18 protein-coding genes and 5 tRNA genes are annotated in these 21,218 nt (G+C 41.1%); 10 read left to right on the top strand and 13 right to left on the bottom strand.

All coding sequences use genetic code 11. The features are described 5' to 3' along the window. The first annotated feature begins 111 nt into the window (after window positions 1–111). The 7 genes from CVS91_RS01770 (at window position 112) to CVS91_RS10550 (ending at window position 2,300) form a co-directional block, all read left to right on the top strand. Complete coding sequence (locus CVS91_RS01770) at window positions 112–582, top strand: type II secretion system protein (protein ID WP_107829888.1); 471 nt, start codon at window positions 112–114, stop codon at window positions 580–582. Window positions 583–953: 371 nt separating this feature from the next. Beyond that, window positions 954–1,031: transfer RNA gene (locus tag CVS91_RS01765), tRNA-Pro, on the top strand. 9 nt (window positions 1,032–1,040) lie between these two features. Further along, window positions 1,041–1,117, top strand: a tRNA-His gene (locus CVS91_RS01760). 6 nt (window positions 1,118–1,123) lie between these two features. Further along, window positions 1,124–1,200 (top strand) — tRNA-Arg (locus tag CVS91_RS01755). Window positions 1,201–1,215: 15 nt separating this feature from the next. Beyond that, window positions 1,216–1,292 (top strand) — tRNA-Arg (locus tag CVS91_RS01750). 14 nt (window positions 1,293–1,306) lie between these two features. Further along, window positions 1,307–1,391, top strand: a tRNA-Leu gene (locus tag CVS91_RS01745). Window positions 1,392–2,171: 780 nt separating this feature from the next. Continuing rightward, window positions 2,172–2,300, top strand: coding sequence for a hypothetical protein (locus tag CVS91_RS10550; RefSeq protein WP_265094386.1), 129 nt, complete (start codon window positions 2,172–2,174; stop codon window positions 2,298–2,300). An 852-nt stretch (window positions 2,301–3,152) separates the two neighbouring features. On the opposite strand, the gene CVS91_RS01740 is transcribed toward CVS91_RS10550, so the two are convergent. The 5 genes from CVS91_RS01740 to CVS91_RS01720 form a co-directional block, all read right to left on the bottom strand. Further along, window positions 3,153–5,594 carry a molybdopterin-dependent oxidoreductase gene (locus CVS91_RS01740; protein ID WP_107829886.1) on the bottom strand — a complete coding sequence of 814 codons (2,442 nt, stop codon included), beginning with the start codon at window positions 5,592–5,594 and terminating at the stop codon, window positions 3,153–3,155. A gap of 20 nt (window positions 5,595–5,614) precedes the next feature. Then, window positions 5,615–6,184 (bottom strand): hypothetical protein, encoded by a 570-nt coding sequence (locus CVS91_RS01735; protein WP_103620831.1) that lies wholly within the window; start codon window positions 6,182–6,184, stop codon window positions 5,615–5,617. 166 nt (window positions 6,185–6,350) lie between these two features. Next, on the bottom strand, window positions 6,351–7,952 hold the full coding sequence (locus CVS91_RS01730; RefSeq protein ID WP_107829884.1) for a flagellar hook-basal body complex protein: 1,602 nt from the start codon (window positions 7,950–7,952) through the stop codon (window positions 6,351–6,353). 5 nt (window positions 7,953–7,957) lie between these two features. Next, window positions 7,958–8,665 (bottom strand): flagellar basal body rod modification protein, encoded by a 708-nt coding sequence (locus tag CVS91_RS01725; RefSeq protein WP_021084043.1) that lies wholly within the window; start codon window positions 8,663–8,665, stop codon window positions 7,958–7,960. An 8-nt stretch (window positions 8,666–8,673) separates the two neighbouring features. Next, window positions 8,674–10,074 carry a flagellar hook-length control protein FliK gene (locus tag CVS91_RS01720; RefSeq protein ID WP_107829881.1) on the bottom strand — a complete coding sequence of 467 codons (1,401 nt, stop codon included), beginning with the start codon at window positions 10,072–10,074 and terminating at the stop codon, window positions 8,674–8,676. A gap of 161 nt (window positions 10,075–10,235) precedes the next feature. Here CVS91_RS01720 and typA point away from each other — a divergent pair, with 161 nt between their 5' ends. Then, window positions 10,236–12,038 (top strand): translational GTPase TypA, encoded by a 1,803-nt coding sequence (typA, locus tag CVS91_RS01715; protein WP_004317297.1) that lies wholly within the window; start codon window positions 10,236–10,238, stop codon window positions 12,036–12,038. 872 nt (window positions 12,039–12,910) lie between these two features. On the opposite strand, the gene CVS91_RS01710 is transcribed toward typA, so the two are convergent. Genes CVS91_RS01710 through CVS91_RS01690 form a run of 5 tightly spaced genes read right to left on the bottom strand, consistent with a single transcriptional unit; the run spans window position 12,911 to window position 15,937 of the window. Further along, on the bottom strand, window positions 12,911–13,333 hold the full coding sequence (locus tag CVS91_RS01710) for a Sua5 YciO YrdC YwlC family protein (RefSeq protein WP_107829879.1): 423 nt from the start codon (window positions 13,331–13,333) through the stop codon (window positions 12,911–12,913). Then, window positions 13,311–14,213, bottom strand: coding sequence for a DMT family transporter (locus CVS91_RS01705; RefSeq protein ID WP_107829877.1), 903 nt, complete (start codon window positions 14,211–14,213; stop codon window positions 13,311–13,313). The genes CVS91_RS01710 and CVS91_RS01705 overlap by 23 nt, the downstream gene beginning before the upstream one ends. A 5-nt stretch (window positions 14,214–14,218) precedes the next feature. Beyond that, window positions 14,219–14,896, bottom strand: coding sequence for a DUF799 domain-containing protein (locus CVS91_RS01700; protein ID WP_107829875.1), 678 nt, complete (start codon window positions 14,894–14,896; stop codon window positions 14,219–14,221). Further along, on the bottom strand, window positions 14,886–15,284 hold the full coding sequence (locus CVS91_RS01695) for a DUF4810 domain-containing protein (RefSeq protein ID WP_107829872.1): 399 nt from the start codon (window positions 15,282–15,284) through the stop codon (window positions 14,886–14,888). The genes CVS91_RS01700 and CVS91_RS01695 overlap by 11 nt, the downstream gene beginning before the upstream one ends. Further along, on the bottom strand, window positions 15,269–15,937 hold the full coding sequence (locus CVS91_RS01690) for a CsgG/HfaB family protein (protein WP_107829870.1): 669 nt from the start codon (window positions 15,935–15,937) through the stop codon (window positions 15,269–15,271). The genes CVS91_RS01695 and CVS91_RS01690 overlap by 16 nt, the downstream gene beginning before the upstream one ends. A 165-nt stretch (window positions 15,938–16,102) precedes the next feature. On the opposite strand from CVS91_RS01690, the gene CVS91_RS01685 reads away from it, so the two are divergent. Both CVS91_RS01685 and CVS91_RS01680 read left to right on the top strand, forming a co-directional pair. Next, window positions 16,103–16,882 carry an acyl-CoA dehydratase activase gene (locus CVS91_RS01685; protein WP_107829868.1) on the top strand — a complete coding sequence of 260 codons (780 nt, stop codon included), beginning with the start codon at window positions 16,103–16,105 and terminating at the stop codon, window positions 16,880–16,882. After that, window positions 16,869–18,026: a double-cubane-cluster-containing anaerobic reductase gene (locus tag CVS91_RS01680; RefSeq protein ID WP_107829866.1), complete on the top strand. Its 1,158-nt coding sequence runs from the start codon at window positions 16,869–16,871 to the stop codon at window positions 18,024–18,026. The genes CVS91_RS01685 and CVS91_RS01680 overlap by 14 nt, the downstream gene beginning before the upstream one ends. 201 nt (window positions 18,027–18,227) lie before the next feature. On the opposite strand, the gene CVS91_RS01675 is transcribed toward CVS91_RS01680, so the two are convergent. The 3 genes from CVS91_RS01675 to purF form a co-directional block, all read right to left on the bottom strand. Further along, the gene (locus tag CVS91_RS01675; RefSeq protein ID WP_107829864.1) at window positions 18,228–18,881 is read right to left on the bottom strand and encodes a hypothetical protein; all 654 of its coding nucleotides are present in this window, start codon (window positions 18,879–18,881) and stop codon (window positions 18,228–18,230) included. Window positions 18,882–18,993: 112 nt separating this feature from the next. Next, window positions 18,994–19,656 carry a hypothetical protein gene (locus CVS91_RS01670; RefSeq protein ID WP_107829862.1) on the bottom strand — a complete coding sequence of 221 codons (663 nt, stop codon included), beginning with the start codon at window positions 19,654–19,656 and terminating at the stop codon, window positions 18,994–18,996. Next, a complete protein-coding gene (purF, locus tag CVS91_RS01665) occupies window positions 19,653–20,990 on the bottom strand; it encodes an amidophosphoribosyltransferase (RefSeq protein ID WP_107829860.1) in 1,338 nt (445 codons plus the stop codon). Before purF ends, CVS91_RS01670 begins: the two co-directional genes overlap by 4 nt. Between the last annotated feature and the right edge of the window lie 228 nt (window positions 20,991–21,218).

The raw sequence follows: 21,218 nt of genomic DNA, 5'->3' as shown, positions 1-21,218 counted from the left end.
TTTTTCATAACTACCAAATCGGCTAAATTGTAAAAAATTTAGTTTTTATTTGCCTTTTGAAAAAAATGTTGTATAATCCGCGAAAAATTACACAAATTTCAAGGAGGAACCATGAAAAAAGGTTTTACAATGATCGAGTTGATCTTCGTGATCGTGATTTTAGGCATATTAGCCACAGTCGCTATACCAAAACTAGCTGCAACAAGGGACGATGCAGAAGTTGCTAAAGTTGCTTCAAATATACAAACACTCATTTCTGACCTAGGTTCTTACTATACTTCACAAGGTAAATTTACTACTAAAGCTGGTGATAATGCTAGTGATCCACTTAATTTATCAGCTATGACAAACGTTGCAAATCCGGTTAAGGCAAAAACTGACAATTGCTTAGAGGTAAAAGAGCCAGCACCAGCAACAGTAACTGATCTAGCAGGTGCTATCGAAGTAGTGGTTGGAACAACTGGTTTGTGTAGTAAAGTATGGGGACTACCTGGTTTAAAAAGCGTTAAAGATGGGCTAACTGAAAAGGATAACAAAAAGTATTTGAAATTTGGTGGCATAGGTATTGATTGGAATAAATAGTTCCACTTTTTTGGCAAGGAAAATCCTTGCCACTTCTATTATTTATACAAAACTATATAAAATTTACAATCCCAATTTTTAAGCGTAAATGTTACAAAGCTACGAAAAACTAACAATAGACATTAAAACTACTAGCAAAGAAATTTAACAAAATTACGAATTAAATTTAAAAAGAAAGCCAAATTAATTTGTGCTAATTTTGAGCATATAAATTTACTAAAACTTTTAACCCTTGAAAATTTATATCTCTTTTTTTGAAATTTTATAAAAATAAAGTCCAAAACTAATTTTTTCTTGACAACAATAACATTTTTAGATACAATGCGACTTTTTAATGAGGTAGTGGCATAAACTTACAAACACGACTCAGGCGGGGTGTAGCGCAGTCTGGTTAGCGCATCTGGTTTGGGACCAGAGGGCCGAAGGTTCGAATCCTTTCACCCCGACCATGTTAAATGGTGAGTGTAGCTCAGTCGGTTAGAGCATCAGATTGTGGTCCTGAGGGTCGTGGGTTCGATTCCCATCACTCACCCCATTTTGGGCGCTCGTAGCTCAATTGGATAGAGCGACAGACTTCGGATCTGTAGGTTATGGGTTCGACTCCTATCGGGCGCGCCACTTAAAAGACTTTATGCGCTCATAGCTCAGCTGGATAGAGCAACGGCCTTCTAAGCCGTAGGCCTCAGGTTCGAATCCTGATGGGCGTACCACTTATTATTGTTGTGCGGATGTGGTGAAATTGGCAGACACGCCAGACTTAGGATCTGGTGCCCCACGGCGTGGAGGTTCAAGTCCTCTCATCCGCACCATCTTTTTAAATCTTTTTAAAATCCCCAAAAAACTCAATTTTCATTTGAATTTATCAAATTTGCTTATTTAAAATTTAGTAGAAATTTTCATTTATCAAATGATCTGCATTAAATTTATAAAATTTATAGATCAAATTCTTACGCCATTAGAAATAAATAGATAATAAAAAACCTAGAGCAAGTGCGTTAGTGTCGAGGTTGCCGCTTTTAGCAATGCTTAAAGACGCGCGTTGATCGGGTTTAGTAAACATTTTGAGCCATTTTTGATGAGTTTGATAGCATACTTTTGACTTAAACAAGATCGATCAGTGCGGGATAGAAAGATCGGCTGGTTGCAGATGAGGCGCTATTGCTAAATTTGAGCGTAAATTTTAAAAATCTAGGGGCTAATTTTAGTCATTTTGGGCGTAAATTTAAAACGTTAAGGCTGTGATACTTAAAAACAATAGAGGCAGTCAATTTGAACTATTGGATAAGCATATTCTTGTACGGTTTGTGGCAATTAGTCCTAAAGGCTAAAAACATAAAATTTTAGGGCTAAATCTAGTTTTTTTGGGTTTAAATTTAAAAATTTGGACGCTGTGATTTCAAATAATAAAATAAGCCAAATTTGAAATGTGGGCTTTAAATTTATCTGGTAAAGACGGCTTTTGTAGGTTGTATGAAGGCAAGGTTTATCAATGTAGCGAATTGGTTGCGGTTGATATGCCCACTAAATTTAACTACAAAACCAAATGAGATAGAAATTTATGGCTAAATTTGTTTGCTGTGGCTTAATTTTTGAAGCTACGATACTTAAAAAGAGACCAAATTTACAACGAAAACGCTAAATTTGAGCTACCAGAAAAAGATATTTTTTTTATGGTTTATTTCTGCGATGTCCTAATGGCTCGTGATAATGGTGGATAGTTACGTTTGATATGCACTTACTAAATTTGACTACAAAACATCATAATATAGAAATTTACGTCTAAATTTAACCATTTTGGGAGCTAAATTCAAAAAGATAAAACAGGGTAAATTTACAAAAAGAAGTAATAAATTTAAACTACTAGAAAATGCTGATATTATGTGCGAGGGCATTGCTTGTGGCTATCTACAACGAAGTTGGTTATAGTTGATGTATTCTCATCAAAATTTTTAATAACATAGAATTTACGCCTAAATTTAAACATTTCTGGAGCCAAATTCTACTCGTAAATTTACATCCTGAGCTAAATTTAAATAGTAAAAACAAGGTGGATTGTGAATTTGGGCTATTAAAAATAGTTGCCTTGTGTCGCTTGCAGTGTTTTAAGAACTAGCGACAATGGAGTTAGCCATGATAGCTCTGCTCTTATTAAATTTAACGAGAAAACTTAGCAGCATGAAAATTTACGACTAAATTTAGTCGCTTCAGACTTGAATCTAAAATTTTACTAACAAATTTTTAGTCAAATTTACACTGACTTTGAAATTTGCTCTGCAATCATCTTGATCTAAAAGCACATCTAGGTAGCAGTTTGCCTTTTTAAAGATATTAAAATTCGTTTGCTTTGTAGCTTTTGGTTGGGCGATAAAGCGTGCCTAAATTTACGAAAATATAAATTTAGTAACGATCATTTTGATTTTTTAGATAAGTTCTGACGCCAGTTGTTTTCAATAAGTGATATTTAGTGCCTTAGAGCAGGTTGATTATAAATTTAAGCCACAAGATGATTTTGATTAAAACAGCAAATGATCAAATTTAGCCCCCAAGCGAGGGCTAAATTTATATAAATTCTACAAAGATTGCAAAATTTTTGGTTTAGAAAACGCAGTGATCGGTTTGATCTCGCCTTTGTATTTTTCTAAATTTACAAGGATCGTGTGTCCGCAGTTGCTTTGAGCGATGCTAGATGTGCCTTTGTCACGAGTTAGGACATTGATGCAGCCATGCTTGCAAAGGCTCTTTTCGCCTAGCACTTCAGGATCGTACCACGCACCCTCGCAGATGGCGATGACGTGCTCTGGGATGATGTCGGTGACTAGCGCCCCAACCAAAATCTCGCCCCTGTCGTTAAATACTCTCACCACGTCGCCAGTTGCGATGCCCTTTGCTTTGGCGTCATTTATGTTTATTAGCATTGGCTCTCTAGCGCATACTTCAGCGTAGTTTCTGATTATTGAGTTATTTAGCTGTGAGTGGAGGCGGTATCTTGAGTGTGGGGTTGTGACGCTAAATGGATACTTTTTGGCTTTTTCGCTGCCAAGCCACTCAAATGGCTCGATCCAAGCAACGTGTGGCGCAAAGTCTTTGTAGCCAAATTTAGCGATAGTTGGAGAGTAGAGCTCTATCTTACCAGATGGCGTGCCTAGGCGGTTTTTGTGAGGATTTTCTCTAAAAGCGCTAAGTCTTGTGTAGTATCTGTTCACTTCGTCATCTTGCTCAAATCTAACATATCCCTCTTTCCAAAACTCATCAAAGCTTGGCATCTTGACATTTATGCCCTTGGCTTGCTCGGCTGCGTCTGCGTAAAATTCTTTCGCCCAGCCAAGCTCATCTTTGCCCTCTGTAAAGACCTCTTCTCTGCCCCAGCGTTTGCAGATTTGTGAGCAGATCCAGTAATCGCTCCTACTCTCGCCCATAGGCTCTACGACAGGCTTGTAAGCCACGATGTACTCGTTTGTAGGCACGCTTTGGTTGATGTCATTTCTCTCGACTTCAAGGGCTACTGGCAAGACGATGTCGCTTAGTTTTGCTGTGCTTGTCCAAAATGGCTCAGCTGTTATTACGGTGTCAAATTTACGCCACGCTTTTACGGCGTTATTTACGTCTTGATGCCTTGTAAACATCGATCCAGACGCCATGTAAGCCACTCTCATGTGTGGTAGCTTGATCTTTGAGCCGTCATAGTCTATCTCTTTGCCAGGGTTTTGCAAAGCCTCGATCGATCTTGAAGATGGGATGGTGACGTTTTTAAATTTCTTCCAAGGAGCGCCATCTACGTTGTCGTATTTCTCGCTTATGCTAGTGCTGATGCCTTTTAGTGACGGAGCGATCTTGTCTGTAGCGCCATTTGAGTAGTAGAGGTTAAACTCAAAGCCAAGACCCTCTTTGCCTATCTGACCTAGCATCGCACTAAGCGTTACTATACCCCAAAAGCTCATCTCGCCGTGATCTTGTCTTTGAAGTGATCTGCCTGCGATGATGACACTTGGCTCTTTTGCAAGTGCTGTTGCAAATTTAGCGATATCATCAGCTTTTACGCCACAAATTTTGCTCGCCCAGTTGATATCTTTTACCACCTTGTCGGTTGTGCCAAGTAGGTAGTCTTTAAATTTATTAAAGCCAACTGTGTATTTTTTGATAAATTCCTCGTCATAAAGCTTGTTTTCATATAGATAGTGGCACATGCCAAGCATCATTGCTACGTCGGTATTTGGACGAACGATGATAGCTTCAGAGTCAAGGTATCTTGTGGTGTCGTTTTTAAAGACGCAAACGCTATAAGTTTTTATGCCTGCCTCTTTTATCTTTTTGATGCCAAGATAGCCATCATGTGTTGGTGGCTGCCATGAAATTTGATCAGTTACAAGTGGGTCAGTGCCCCAAAATACAACATTTTTAGCGTTTTTAGCGATAGCCTCCCACTTTGTCGGAGCATCATAAACGGCGCTGTTGCCTAGGACGTGAAGCATGATAACAAGGCCAGCACCCGTTGAGTAGTCGCCGCTCTCTTCTACGTATCCGCCAAGCACTTTTAGCATCCTGTGACCAACAGTCCTACCCCAGCTGATCTTGCCGCTACCGCCCCACCAGTAGCACTCGCCGTAGATGCTCTCAGGGCCATACTTATCAAAATTTTCTTTTAAAGCTTTTGCTGCTAGATCAAGGGCAGTCTCCCAGCTAACGCGCACAAATTCCTCTTTGCCACGAAGCTCGCTCTTTGCTGCGCCTTTTGCTTTTAGATAGCTCTTTCTTACGTATGGATAGAGTACGCGGCTCTCGTTTTGGATGAGGTCTGGCAAGCTGTTGTTCATGGTATTTGGGAATTTATCGCCCTCAAATGGATCGACGGAGACGATTTGGTTTGAGTTGGTATTTGCCCAAAATAGACCAAATCTATTTGCGCCAAAGGTTTTGTTTTGGTCAAAGATGGTCTTAGTCACGCCCTCTATCTTGTTTGCCTGCGCTGCTGTGGCAGCAAGTGCAGAAAATTTTATAAAATCTCGTCTTTTCATATTTTCTCCCTTATGAAAATTTATTTTACTTTTTTGGCATTGTGTTGTAGGTATTTAAGCACTAAATTTAGATCAGTTTCATCAAGTGCAACAAATTTCGCATCGACCATACCAGATAAATTTGCTGGCCACTGAGCGGCTGTAAAGCTGTTTGGCTCGTGCAGTCTGTGACATGCTGAGCAGGTCTCTTCATAAATTTTCTTTGCCTTTGCGTAAAGCTCTTTTTGGTTGCCACCAAGCGCGTCATTTGGCACTTCATAAACGCCATCAGCTTGGTACCAAACCTCGCCATAGTCATCTTCAAGGTCTTTTACTTTTTTGAAATTTGCCTCGCTCTCGTCATCAAAAGCTACAAAAACTTCAGGATCTTCTACGCTTCTTTGAAGCTGAGCCAAGTAGTTTGCCGACACTACGCCACTAACCTTGATCTTACTCGTTTTATCACCTTTTTCTATGACTTCAACTGGCGTTAAAACCTCGATCTTACCGATCATCTTGCCATCAAGTGTTATGTTTGCATCTTTTGCGATCACATCAGCACCAAAGGAAAGACTACAAGCTAGCACTGGGGCTAAAAATAGCATTTTCATTTGACAATCCTTAAAAAAAGAAATTAAATGAATTTTATAACCAGCATGCTTAAAATTATATTGCTATATTTAGAGAAAAGTAAGTATTTTAGGGGATTTGAAAGGTCTAAAGTAAATTTAAAGTTATAAAAATAGGGCGATTGCTCGCCCAAATTTAATTTAAGGATTATTTCTTCATCTGGATCGCAGTTTGTATCATTTCATCACTTGTTGTGATGCTTTTTGCGCTCGCTTCGTAGGCCTTTTGTGTGACGATCACCTCACTTAGTGCTTGACCAAGATCGACGTTACTCATCTCGAGCTTATTTGCCAAAATTTGCGCCCCATAAACGGTCTCGCCAGCTTTGTTTTTGTAAAAAAATGGCTCGCCAGAGTTGGCTGTGGCTTCATAGAGATTGTCGCCAACCTTTGCCACGCCTTGGTCATTTATAAAGTGATAAAGCGCCACTTTTGCCACGGGGAATGCCCTAGTGTTGTCGAAATTTGCCATGATGTTGCCACGGTCATCGACGCTATATTTTGATAAAAGCCCCTCAGCGTAGCCATCTCTTTTTATGTTGAAATCTTTTCTAGCGTTTGCTGAGCTTGTCATGCCGTTATAAACGTCCGCATCGCCGTCGCCCTCGAAGTTTAAATTTACGCCGCCAACGCTCGTTAGCGTATTTGCGACAAGCCTGCCGCTGCCATTAAATGTAAGCGAGCCCATCGCGGTATTTTGCACGGCTCCGCTAGCATCAGTTATCGTTGCCACCGCGTCCCAGATAGTCTGGTCGCCAGCTTGAGGGATCTGCTTGGTTAAATTTATAGTGACCAAACTCTTTGTGCCGTCTGCGTTGTAGATATCAGAGGTTAGCTTTTCTTTGTTTGGCACTTCAACGAGCGAGGTGACTTCAGCATTTACCTCTAAATTTGCAAAATCCATAAATTTAAGGCTCTTGTCGTTTATCTGCCAAGTGCCGTCACCCTCAAGCGTGGTAGAAAACTCGCTAAATTTACCATCGCCATCTTTTACTTTTACGACCACGCTGTCGCCAGCTTTTGCGCCAAGAGATGTGGTGCTTAGCGGGATCTGCCCGTTTAGCGAGATCGTCTTGTTTGTATTATCAAGCGTGTAGGCGTATTGGCTAGCATCAAGCGCTGTCGTTTTTTTATCTGTTATGCGGGTTGAGTTTAGGTTGCCTTTTAGGCTGATATTTTTAGTAGCTTCTGCTGGCATAAATAAAAAATGAGGCAGTGTTATGCCCTTTTGTGAGCCAGGATCGCCAAGACTTAGCTCCTCTTGTGAGACCGTGTAAGCTTGTGGGGCGCTTGAGGTTTGACCATATTTTTTAAGAGCGGTTGCACTTGGCGTGGTCGGAGTGAAATTTGCAAGCGTGCCAAGGAGTAAATTTCCCCTAGTATCTACTAAATTTCCAGCCGCATCTATGTCAAAAGTGCCTGTTCTTGTGTAGTAGTTTTTGCCTGTTTTATCGACAACGCCAAAGAAGCCATCTCCGCCTATAGCAAGGTCAAAGTTGTTATCAGTGCTTTGAAAGCTGCCATTTGACATGTCAAGCGCAGTCGTTTGTTTAGTAGCTCCAAGTCCCACTTGATCGCTAGTTGGGCCACTTCCTGCTGAGACTAGGTTTTGGTTGATTAAATTTTTAAACTCAGGGATTGAAGCTTTGAAACCGACATTATTTATGTTTGAGATGTTGTTTGACCAAACATCCATGCCAAAGCTTTGCGTCTTGATGCCGCTAACCCCGTTGTAAAAACCTCTCATCATGGCTTTTAGCCCTCGTAATATTCAGATACTTTATCCATTGAAACGTATTCGCCAGCTACCTTCATCATAGCCTTGCCATCTACAAATTTCACCGCCTCGACTGGGTAGTTGCCTACTTGTGTTTTATACTCTTTGCCATCTTTACCAGTGTAGGTCGCTGAGATAGTGTATGAGCCATTTGGCACTTGGTTGCCAGATGCGTCTTTGCCGTCCCAAGCTAGGTTATGAACGCCTGCATTTGTCTCGTTTAGATCGGTTGTTCTTACGACTTGACCATTTGCATTTTTGACCTCGATTTTGCCATTTGCAAGATCTGTTTTAAAATAAAGCGCAAATTTTGCATCTTTTTTCTCATCTGTTAGCGTGACTGCATTTGAGCCAGTTGAAACCATCTTGCCAAGGGCTGAGATAGCGTAGGCATTTGCGTTTGACTTTAGCTGACTTACTAGCTCTTTCATCGCTTTGTTTGTGTTCTCTTGCATCTCTACTGACGCTAGCTGGCTAGTTTGAGTGAGCATCTTTTCAGTATCCATAGGGCTTGTTGGGTCTTGGTGCTGAAGCTCTGTTAAAAGTAGCTTCATAAATGCATCTTTGTCTAGCTGTCCATTTGGATTAGTTCCTGTGCTAGCTGCAGCGTCTTGTCTTGCTTTTGCCTTTTTCTCGGCGTTTTTTTGCTGCGTTGTTTGTGTGGTTATATCTGAAACTGAAGCCATAATCTCTCCTAAATATATCTTGGTATTACTAGCTCAAGCAAGCTTTGTTCCGCTTGGGCGTTTTCGCTCTCGTCGCTTTGATTTGAGCTATATTTGTTCTTTGCTTGTTCTCTTTTTTCTTGTCTTTGGTTTTGGTCTGAGAAATTCATCTCAAGCTCGGTAAATCCCATATTTACAAGGCTGTTTTTAAACTCAGCTTGGTTTTGTAAAAAGAGGTTCATCGTAGCCGTTGTAGAGTTAAAATTTACATGCAAATTATTGCCGCGATTAACCATCGTGATCTCGACCTCGCCTAAATTTAGCGGGTTAAGCGTGATGTTAAAGCGAGTGATCGGTGCTTTGTAGTTTTGCACCTGCTCTTTTAGCGTAGAAGAGAAATTACTAAGCGTCTCTTTTATCTCCGCCTTTGTCTGAAGCTGGTGTTTAGCGCTATTTGCGATATCTTTTACCATTTGATTTAGCTCTGATTTATTATCACTACTAAATGTCTCCTCGCTTGGCTCAGCCTCGCTCATCTGCTCTCTTTCAGGAAAGAGTAGCGACTCAAGAGTTGGGGCTTTTTGCGCCTTTTGCTCGTGTAAATTTGCCTTTACTTTTGGCTCTTTTGGCTGCTCATCTGGCTCAATATCCACTATCTCATCATCAAGCTTTACTTCACTATCATCTAGTTTTTTAGGCTCTTCTTTGACTAAATTTTTAACTTCGCTGACTGGATTTGCCACCACCTCTTTTAGCAAAGTATCAAGCTTTACGACCTCTTTTGGCTCGTTTTTGATGATAGTTTGCTCGACCTCGTTTTTTAGCTCTTTTAAGTAAAAAGGCTTGTCCTCAGTCTTTATCGGCGTGAAAAATTCCTGCTTGCCCAAATTTTTAAACATCTCGTTTAGTTTTGGCACATCTTCATTTGAAATTTCTATATTTTCAAGGCCAAGGTCAAATTTCTTAGCAAGATCGATAAGATCGCTAACGCTTTTAACGTTGCTAAGCTCTTCGACGTTTTGGGGCACACTTAAGAAATTTGCTATTTTGTCGCTGAAATTTGGAAATTTACTTACCTTTTCATTGCCGTTTAGTATCTCTAAAACTTGCAAAAGCTGCATGAAATTTGCATTTTCATAGAGCTCATTTTTTGTATCTTCGTCCAAATTTTCTTCAAGTGCGGCTGAAATTTTTGCCACGCTTTCGTTTTGCGCCTTTTCTATCGTCTCTTTTTGGATATCAACAGTTTTTACTATCTCTTTGACATCCTTTTCGGTGATCTTTTGACCGCTATTTGCCTTGCTCGCAGCCGCATCCAAAACCATCGACAAAAACTCGCCGTTGTTTTGAGACTTCTTCGCAGCCGTAGGCTTTTTAGTAGCCGCAGGAGCTAGCAAATCTACGTTGTTTTTCGCTGTGTAAGCTTGCATTTAATCCCTTTAAATTTAAAAACTTAACGCTTACATGCAAAATCTATTCCAAAAATTAATTTCTTGATATCAGCTTAAAATTTATAAAAATTTGGCTATAATCTGCCCCTATTTTAAAACTGATAAAGCGAAAAATATCAAACTAATAAACGGAGAAACATTTGGAAAAGATACGAAATATAGCCGTTATCGCGCACGTCGACCACGGTAAGACAACAATGGTTGATGAGCTTTTGAAGCAGTCAGGAACATTTAACGAGCATCAAAACCTTGGCGAGCGTGTAATGGATAGCAACGACATCGAAAGAGAGCGTGGCATCACGATCCTTTCTAAAAACACCGCCATTCGCTACAAAGATACAAAGATCAACATCATCGACACCCCAGGCCACGCCGACTTTGGTGGCGAAGTAGAGCGTGTTCTTAAGATGGTTGATGGCGTTTTACTACTTGTTGATGCGCAAGAAGGTGTTATGCCACAAACTAAATTTGTCGTCAAAAAGGCGCTCTCACTAGGACTTCGCCCAATCGTCGTCGTAAATAAGATAGACAAACCTGCAGGCGACCCAGACCGCGTTATAAATGAAATTTTTGACCTTTTTGTCGCACTTGATGCAAACGACGAGCAGTTAGAATTTCCAGTCGTTTACGCAGCTGCAAAAAATGGCTACGCAAAGCTAAAACTAAGCGATGAAAATAAAGATATGCAGCCACTTTTCGAGACTATCCTAGCTCACGTACCAGCTCCAAGCGGTAGTGACGAGAACCCACTTCAGCTTCAAGTTTTCACGCTTGATTATGACAACTACGTCGGCAAGATCGGCATCGCGAGGATCTTTAACGGCAAGATAGCTAAAAACCAAAACGTCATGCTTGCAAAAGCTGATGGCACAAAGACAACTGGTAGAATTTCAAAGCTCATCGGCTTTATGGGACTTGATAGGATCGATATAAACGAGGCTGGCACTGGCGACATCGTAGCGATCGCTGGCTTTGACGCACTTGACGTTGGCGATAGCGTCGTTGATCCAAACAACCCACATCCGCTTGATCCTCTTCACATCGAAGAGCCAACCCTTAGCGTTGTATTTTCTGTAAATGACGGCCCACTAGCAGGCACTGAGGGCAAACACGTCACATCAAACAAGATCGATGAGCGCCTTGCAAACGAGATGAAGACAAATATCGCGATGAAGTATGAAAACATCGGCGAGGGCAAATTTAAAGTAAGCGGCCGTGGCGAGCTTCAGATCACCATTTTGGCTGAAAATATGCGCCGTGAGGGCTATGAGTTTTTACTTGGCAGACCTGAGGTCATCGTAAAAGAGATAAACGGCGTAAAATGCGAGCCATACGAGCTTTTAGTGATCGATGCGCCTGATGATACGACAGGCACAGTCATAGAAAAACTAGGTAAAAGAAAAGCTGAAATGGTCTCTATGAACCCAACAGGGGACGGCCAAACAAGGATCGAGTTTGAGATCCCAGCGCGTGGCCTTATCGGCTTTAGAAGTCAGTTTTTGACTGATACAAAAGGCGAGGGCGTTATGAACCACAGCTTTTTGGAGTTTAGACCACTTAGCGGCACCGTCGAGCACAGGACAAACGGCGCGCTAGTTTCTATGGAAAACGGCGTAACGCTTGCTTATTCGCTATTTAACTTGCAAGATCGTGGTGTGCTCTTTCTTGATCCGCAGGCAAAGGTCTATGTGGGCATGATCATCGGCGAGCACAGCCGTCCAAACGACCTTGATGTAAATCCTATCAAGGGCAAAAACCTAACAAACGTGCGTGCAAGCGGTAGCGACGATGCGATCAAGCTAGTCCCACCTAGAAAACTAAGCCTAGAGCGCGCGCTAGAGTGGATAGAGGATGACGAGCTAGTCGAGGTTACGCCTATAAATATCCGCGTTCGTAAGCGCTATCTAGACCCAACAGAGCGCAAAAGAAAAGCAAAACTATAATCCAAATTTGCTAGCAAAATCCCTTTGGTGCCAGCCAAAGGGCTAGCAAGTGAAATTTAATCCCAAAAGCAAATTTAATAATCTAGTTTGTAAATTTATCTGTTTGTGCCAAATGGAGCTGGCTAAATTTAGTCAAATTTTAGTTTTTAGAATGATGGGCTTTTGATGTTTTAAATTTATAAATTTATGCTTGGTAAGTAAATTTGTCTGATCTGATGCCGTCACGAGAAATTTATAGAGTAGTTTGCGTTTTACAAAGATTATTTTTGCCCGTGAAAAAGCAAGTAGCTGTGGTGATTGAATTTGCTTTTTTGAATTTGCAAAAGGGTTAAATTTAGGTTTTGAGAGCTATTAAATTTGCTTATTTGACTATCTCTGCACCCAAATTTTTTGTAGTGGCTAAAATTTTAAATTTGTGGCGTGACTGATTTTACTTGCATGGTTGTAGTGGCGGTAGCGTAGAATAGCTACTTTATCCGCACAAATGAGCTAAATTTAATGAAATCTAGTCCTTTCTCGCTCTAAATTTGTAAATTTATGCGAGTTGATAGGATTTGAGCGATATAAATTTTTGGTTTTAGTGGGCAACTTTAGATATTGGCGCAAATTTATATCAGCCAGTGTTTGGCTAAAGTTGCTGACCTTAAATTTCAAAAAGTGGGAAGGTCGAGGTTTATTGTAAGAGATAGGCTAAATTTAGCCCAGCTATTTGTAAATTTATCTAGTTAGCAGAGCTTTGTTGGTTTAAATTTACATTCTAACAAAAAATACTTTTCTAAAACCGCTCTTGTTAGTGATGAAATTTAGCAAATTTATCATCTCAAACCACAACAAAGCTACCTAAATTTAAAAAGTGCAGGGCATAAATTTAACTAGCGGATCTTTTTTAGTTTGCTCTTTGAAATTTTATAAATTTTTGATGGCGTATCTTCAAAAAATCGTTCATCAATAATTTCATCAGCCACGCTTCTAGCCCAAGCTTCATCAAATTTCATGCCATTTTTGTTTGCGCTACTTGAGTAAAGCCAGTCAAATTTGCTTAAGAATCTCTCATGTTCGCACTCTTTTACGACCCTGATCGCCTTTAAATTTGGATATAAAAATGTCGTCTTTCTTGAGCGGCGGATAAAATTTTTATACTTTTTTGGCGCTCTAGCAAGCTCATGTAAAACGCTAAATTTAGCCGTCGTGATGAGGCAAGGTTTGCCTTCATTTCGCATTTTGGCGTGGTTTATCTCCTTGTAGTCCTTGCTTAAAAAGCCAGCTGTCGTGTCAGTTTGCGCTAGGTATATCATCTCTCTTCTTTGAAAGTAAAAATATGCATGATATGATGAGAGCAAAGCCTAAAAAGTCCCAAAAGACGAACTTCGTCCCAAGCCAAAAGTAGCCAAAAAATGCGGCACTTAATGGCTCTATGCAGGCTATCATGCTGGCCTTTGAGGCGCCTATGAGCTTAACTCCAGTCATATAAAAGCTAAATGCAAATATCGTGCCAAGCGTGATGACGGCGAAAAATGCTAGCCACTGCGCCGTGCCACTAAGCCCCGCAAACTCCCACACTCTCATATAAAGGCAAAGCACCACGCCACCTATCACCATGCCCCAGCCAAGCGTGAGCGTGACTGAGTATTTGGCGTTTAGTCTTGTGGGAGCTAGGTTATAAACGCAGACGCAAACAGCGCTTACTAAGCACCAAAATAGCGCTTCTGGCGAGATGACAAGGGCTGAAATTTGCGCGTGCGTAGCAAGAAAAAAGACGCCAAGCATCGCGCAAAGCAAAGCTAAAATTTCAAGCGGTCTTGGCGCTCGCCTCTCTTTTAGGCAGACGATAGCTAGGATAAGAACTGGAGCTGTGTATTGAATGACCGTTGCAACTGCGGCGTTTGAGAGCTCGATAGAGTAAAAGTAGGCATACTGCGTCATCATTAGCCCAAGTAGGGAGTATGTGAGAAGCTCAGCCATCAGTTTTACGTCAGTAACTGGCGCAAAAACGGCCTTTGGTGCCTTAAAAGCGTAGTAGAGCACGATAAAAGCGCCAGCTAGCAAGAGCCTATAAGGCACTAGAAAATCAGCGCTAATGCCCTGCGAGAAGAGATACTGCCCGCAAACTCCGCTAAATCCCCAAAGAACGCCACCAACTAGCGTAAGAAGCACTCCAAGTTGATGGCTGGACATTAAATTTATCTATCTTTATGTAGCTGGGCATCTTTGCCGTAGTGAGGCGAGTATGGCCCATAAAGTATGCAGTCGTGGCAGTTTCTAGAAAAGAGGTAGGCATCGGCCCTTACTGCTAGGTCGTATGATCTATCTGAGATGGTGTTTGCCACCTGTGTGATGACAGCTGAGACTAGCATGCCAAGCAGGCTACTTTGACCGCTACTGCTATCTTCTATGGCCGTTGCGGTTCCTTCCCAGAGTTTAGCACCGCTTTTTATATCGATTAACTTTGCTTCAAGCACTACCTTTGTTGAGCTTGAGACCACGACGTAGCTTGTGCCGTAGTCTTTGATGTTTATGTAAAGCACGCTATCGGCATGAAAAATTTTATCAAGCTTATTTAGTGGCACGGCTGCGATCTCGCTTGGCTCGGTTATGCCATTTTGTTTAAATGTATCATTTACAAGAGCCACTGGGAATACATAGTATCCAACCTCACTAAGTGGAGCTACTGCATTAGCCAAAACTGCTGCTGAACCTGTCACATCAGTGCTATCGTTTGTTGGCATGAGCACTAGGATGGAGCGTGGCTTTTTTTGTAAAAAGGCTGAGTAGTCGTATGGCTCAGGCTCTTTTACGGAACATCCAGTAAAAAATATCGCCAAAATTGCCACAGCTATAAATTTAAGGCTATTTTTCATCTTTAGCCTCCTCTACTTTAGGCGTTTGAACTAAATTTTTTGAGCCCTTGATGAAATTTATATACTCCCTTGACTCTGGGAAATTTTGCACCTCTTTGTCAAAATTTGCATTTGCAACGCCTAAATTCCCATTATTTAGGTATAAAAGTCCAAGGTGCGCATAAAGCCCTGGCGCAACCTTGTATCCTTTTTGTATAGATGTCTGGACCAAATTTTCTAAGTGTGAAATTTGCTCGTTTGTATCGCCGCCCTCATTTAGATAAGTGTATAAAGCATTATTATACGTGCCATCCCAGTAGTAAAGCGACCTTGGTGTATCTGGTTGATTGCAGCCTGCAAGTAATAGCGCAAAAAGCGCAAGGCAGGCAAGTTTTATTTTACTTGCCATGCTCCACTCTCTATGCCGTTTACTAAGTTGTTTACGGCCTCTATGATAGCCAGGCTTAGCACCTTGCCATTTAGTGTAGAGTCGTATCCTGCGGTGCCACCAAAGCCTATGATCTCTCTGTTTGAAAGGGTGTATTCGCCAGCGCCGCTAACTGAGTAGACGACCTCAGCGGTTTTGGTATCAACAACGTTTAAATTTACCTTTGAATAGGCGGTTTGCTTTTTGCCTCTGCCAAGTATGCCAAATAGCTGGTGATCGCCTGTTGTTTTGCGGCCAAATTCGGTCACATCGCCAGTTATCACATATCTTGAGCCTTTTAAATTTTGAGCCTCTTTGCTTAGCTCGCTCTCTTGTTTGAGGACTGACATATTTGATCTTTCAAGCACCGAAAATCTACCGCTTTGCTGTAAATTTGTGATCAAGATGCTTTGAGCTTGGTTGCCAAGTCTATCTTCGTTATCACTAAAAACGCCACTATTGTAGTTTGATTGGTTATTAAAGCGGCCAATAGAAACTGAGACCTTTTTGCCGTTATAGACTGAGCCGTAGCTTGCTACTTTTGGAGTTTCAACCACTCTTGAGCTCTCACTTGCACATCCAGTAAAAAGCGCTGCGATCACTAGAGCTACACTAAATTTTAAAACATTTTTCATATATATCCTTTATGATAAAAATCTTCATATATTACTAAAATTCCTTTTAAATAGCTTTAAAATTAATCTAGCCGTAAATCTAGTCTTATTTATTGACAAATTTGTCTTAAAGTGAGTAAAATCACGCCAGTTCTAAGTTTTAGAAAAACCTTTTTTGGATACAAAATGCACTCAATCGGAATCGATATAGGCTCAACATCTGCAAAAGTTGCGATCATGGAGGCAAGTAGCGGCGAGATAAAGGAGTTATTTTTACTCCCGACTGGCTGGAGCAGCGCAGATACGGCCATGCTTATAAAAGAGCGAGTTTTAGCTTTAAGCCTTGGCGAGCTATATTTTACAGCGACAGGCTATGGCAGAGTCTCGGTGCCATACGCCAATAAAACCCTTACAGAGATCACCTGTCACGCTCTTGGGGCGCACTACTTTTGCAAAAGCGACTGCACGGTTATAGACGTGGGCGGACAAGATACGAAGGCTATAAAGCTTGAAAATGGCGCGGTGACGGACTTTACGATGAATGATAAATGTTCAGCCGGCACTGGTAAATTTCTTGAAGTGATGTCAAACCGCCTTGGAGTTAGGTTTGATGAGCTGACACGCCTTGCTAAAAATAGCGACAAAGATATATCCATAAGCTCGATGTGCACGGTCTTTGCAGAGTCTGAGATCATAAGTCTCATCGCTCAAAACGTCTCACGAGAAAATATCGCAAAAGCGGTGATCATTTCAGCTATAAATAAAATTTCAAATTTGGTCAAAAAACAGGCAAATACGAGCTATTTTCTAAGCGGTGGCTTTAGTAAGAGCGAGTATGTGAGAGAAAATTTAGAAGCGTGCTTGCAAGCTAAAGTCAGCACGCACAAAGATGCGATCTACTGCGGTGCGATAGGCGCTAGCCTTGCAGGGATAAGAAATTTAAGGAGAGAAAATGGCGATAAATGAGAATATGAGTTTGAGTGAAATTTTCGCTACCTATGATGGCGCTAAGAAAAATTTAGCCCAAAACGTCGAAGCGGTCAAAAATAGCGGCCAAAAGATCGCTGCTATCTTTTGCACCTACACGCCAAGGGAGGTCATCCACGCGGCAAACGCTTATAGTGTGAGTGTCTGCGCAACTGGCGATAATGCCGTGGTCGAGGGCGAAAAGTACTTGCCTAAAAACCTCTGCCCGCTCATAAAGGCAAGCTACGGCTTTGCAAAAGCGAACAAGTGCCCATTTGTGCGAAACTCTGATATCGTTATCGGTGAGACGACGTGCGACGGCAAGAAGAAGATGTATGAGCTAATGGGAGAATTTAAAGATGTGCATGTTATGCATTTGCCACACTTCAAGAGCCAAAAGAGCCTGGAGCTTTGGCAAGATGAGGTCAGGGAGCTAAAAAAGCGTCTGGAGGCTAAATTTGGCGTGAGCGTGAGCGACGAGGAGCTTAGAAACTCTATCAGGCTATTTAACAAAGAGCGAGAGCTAATGGGGGAAATTCAAAATTTCATGAAACTAACGCCACCACCAATGAACGGCAAAGAGCTGCACGCACTGCTATATGGAAATGGCTTTATTTTTGATAAAGCCGAGCAGATAAGCGACCTTGAGATCATCGTTGAGAAGCTAAAAGAGTGTGTGAGAGATAAAATCTCACCCGTGCATAAGGATACCAAACGCATCATCATCACAGGCTGTCCAAGTGGTGGGGTCTATGATAAGATCGTGCCAGCCATAGAAGAGGCAGGCGGCGTCGTGGTAGCTTACGAAAACTGCACTGGCACTAAAAACTTTGGCAACCTTGTCGATGAAAATGACGATCCAGTGAGCGCCATAGCAAAACGCTACATGGCGATACCTTGCTCGATCATGTCGCCAAATAAAGAGAGAGAAAAGGTGCTACAAGAGATGATAAAAGAGTATAAGGCAGACGGCGTGATCGACGTTGTGCTGCAAGCCTGTCACACCTATAACGTAGAAACTACCAATATAAAAAGAGCGTGCAACGATGTGGATACGCCTTATATGGCGCTTGAGACGGACTTTTCGACGAGCGACGCTGGGCAGATCAAGACAAGGCTGGAGGCATTTATAGAGATGCTTTAGGATAAATTTGGCGTTTGTCTTTCTTGAGGCGAGCGCTAAATTTAAAAGAGCAGGGGAGCTAAATTTAGCTTTAAATTTAAAGTGGCTGACTTGAAAATGGAGAAATTTACTAAATTTACAAGTCAGCTAAAGCGAAAATCCCAACTTAAAAATAGATATTTTTTAAAAATATGCAGGAATTTCTCCTGCATATTTAAATAACTAATCTTCTAAAAGCCACCATGCAGAGTTATTACTATTTATATATCTCATGTGCTGATAATCATAAAGGACCGAATTCCACTTTTCATCACCACTTTTCATTTTGTCGTTATATTCTTTAGTCTTTTCTCTATCGCCTAAGTTTTTATACATATCACGCAGATCTCTACATATATAGGAACTTTTTAGTTCATTACAACCATATTCAAGCATTTTTACATCTGCTTTTGACTCAGAAAGTGCTTTTGCATAGTCAGAATAAATAGATTTGGTATTTTTATCTTTTTTTGCAAAATAAACTATTTTCCATTTTATCAAATCAAGAGCTGGTATATTGCAAGCTGGGGCAAATTTTTTATCATAACAATACTCTGGAATAGTCTTCTCATAAAAATTTACAACTTTTTTAAGATCTTTGCTTTCCATAGCCTCTAATTTTTCTAGCCAAAGACAACCTAGATCGTTACCTTTATCAAAGCACCATCTTTTTGCGTCATTAGTCCCAAGCTTTTGAGTATTTTTCTGAATAAATTCTTTTTCGCCACTATAATCATAATTAGGCTTTTCTTTACTACTTCCTCCAAAGCCCCAAGCATATACGCTACTTGTGGCCAACACGCTAGCTAAGACTGAAGCTAAAATTTGCTTTTTCATCTTGATATCTCCTTTTTGATTTAAAAAGGCATTCTACCCCCCCCGTACTAAAAATAAATTTTAAAAGGGTGCAAGCCCATGAAAAAGTATAAATTTAGTGTATAAGTGTCTGCTAAAAGGTGCAGAGTATGTCAAGTAGTCTGCCAAGCTTTTGCATATCGTTTAAGAAAAGCTGGTTTGATTTTTGTGTAAATTCTTTGGCTTCTTCTAGGATTTTATGCTCAGCAATGCTATAAGCAAACTCCTTTTTTAGGATCTTTGCGCCCTTTTTATAAACAAATTTTGCCTCAATAAAGCTTGCAAAAAAGCTATCATCTCTTAAGTAGTAGTTGGTGCTCGCATTTACAAAAACTGGCTTTTGAGCCAAAAACTCACCACAAACGCCATTTGTTGATCTAAAATTAACACTCTCAACCACATCAGGCCTTATCTCATAAAACCTTATTTCACTAGATTTTTTAAGGGTCAAAACGTCACTAGTTTTGTTTAAATTTATAGAGGCATTGTCTGCTTCAACAACGTTTATAACGCCTTTTGCGAGAGAATAAGCACTTGTCGTTTTATTTTGATCAAGGAAATTTACCATGCCAAAAAATGGCACGCTGGCATTTTTATCAGCCAAGCTTGGCATGCTTTTTATGAGTAGTTGCTGCTTTTTGCCATTTAGCTCAAAGTAGCTCACCATGATGGAAATTTCATCCTTTTTGCTAGGTGTCTTTTGCGAACAGCCCACAAAAAAAAGTGCTGCAAGCAGTAAAACTACTAAATTTCTCATTTTATGAAATAATCACCATCAAAGCTTACAAGTGAGTATTTTCTCTCGTTGCCGATGCTCTCTTTAAGCTCATCGATGCTCAAAAACTCCAAGCTATCAGCTCCTATGTACTCTCTGACCTCTTCGACGCTTTTTTTGGCACTTATTAGCTCCTCAAAGCTTGGTGTATCGATGCCGTATCGCTCAGGATACTTGAGCTCAGGGCACGCAACTCTGAAGTGAATTTCTTTCGCCCCTGCGTGTCTTAAGAGATCGACCACCTTTTTAGAAGTGGTGCCACGAACGATGCTATCATCGATCACGACGATGCTTTTGCCAGCTAGCACGCTTGACATTGGGTTTAGCTTTAGTTTGACCTTTAAATTTCTCATCTCTTGGCTTGGCTCGATAAAAGTTCTGCCCACATAGTGGTTTCTGGTGATGGCTAGCTCAAATGGAATTTTGCTCTCGTTTGCGTATCCAAGCGCTGCTGGCACGCCGCTATCTGGCACAGGCACTACAAAGTCAGCCTTTACCTTGCTCTTTCTAGCTAGCACTTCGCCCATCTTTTTTCTCACTTCATAGACGCTTTTACCCTCTATGACGCTATCTGGGCGCGCAAAGTAGATGTACTCAAAGGCGCAAATTCTAGGCTCTGGCTCGAAGATCTGCAAGCTTTGAAACTCGCTCTTGCCATGCTCAAAAACTATCATCTCACCAGGTCTAACATCTCTTATAAATGTCGCTCCCACAAGGTCAAACGCGCAAGTCTCGCTAGCTACGATATATCCGCCATCCTTTAGCCTACCAAGGCTTAGTGGCCTAACGCCCCAGCGGTCTCTTATGGCAAAGGTCTTGTGGCGTGACTGCACGAGCAAGCAGTAAGCGCCTTTTATCTTATCAAGTGCTGCGATGATGCGATCTTGTAGGTATTCGTCGTGGTTTCTTGCGATGAGGTGGATGATGTTTTCTGTGTCCATATTTGTCTGAAATATCGCGCCATCTTTGATGAGCTCGTCTCTAACCTCGTCTTTATTGACCAAATTTCCGTTGTGAACGATCGAGATTTGACCTAGGGCGTAGTTGGCGGCTATTGGCTGGGCGTCACGACCTGAGTTTTTGCCAGCTGTTGCGTAGCGGTTGTGACCGATCGCCATGTCGCCTTTTAGTGAGCTTAAGATCTCTTCGTTAAAGACCTCTGTGACTAGGCCGCTGCCCTTGTGGGTAGAGATCTCGCCATCGTCGCAAACGCTGATGCCACTTGCTTCTTGACCGCGGTGTTGCATAGAAAATAGCGCATAATACGCCGTTTTCGCCGCATCCTTAGAATTTATGATACCTACTATCGCACACATCTTTTATCCTCTTTTCATCTTTTTAAATTTCATCTTTGCAGTTAAATTTCATAGCCAACGCTAAGCACTTTTTGTAAGTGGCTTGTTATCCAAAATTCTGGCACATTTGCCGTTATTTGCACCATTTATAATAGTCCACATGTGCTAAAACTAAATTTCATCATCTTAAATCAAACTCGTCAGCTCTTAAATTTTGACATTTTTCACACTCTGGCAGGTAGAATTTAT

Source organism: Campylobacter concisus, from assembly GCF_003048985.1.
Taxonomy (GTDB): domain Bacteria; phylum Campylobacterota; class Campylobacteria; order Campylobacterales; family Campylobacteraceae; genus Campylobacter_A; species Campylobacter_A concisus_AY.
The sequence above is the reverse complement of the archived record's forward strand: the minus strand, read 5'-3'. Positions and strand labels throughout refer to the sequence as shown.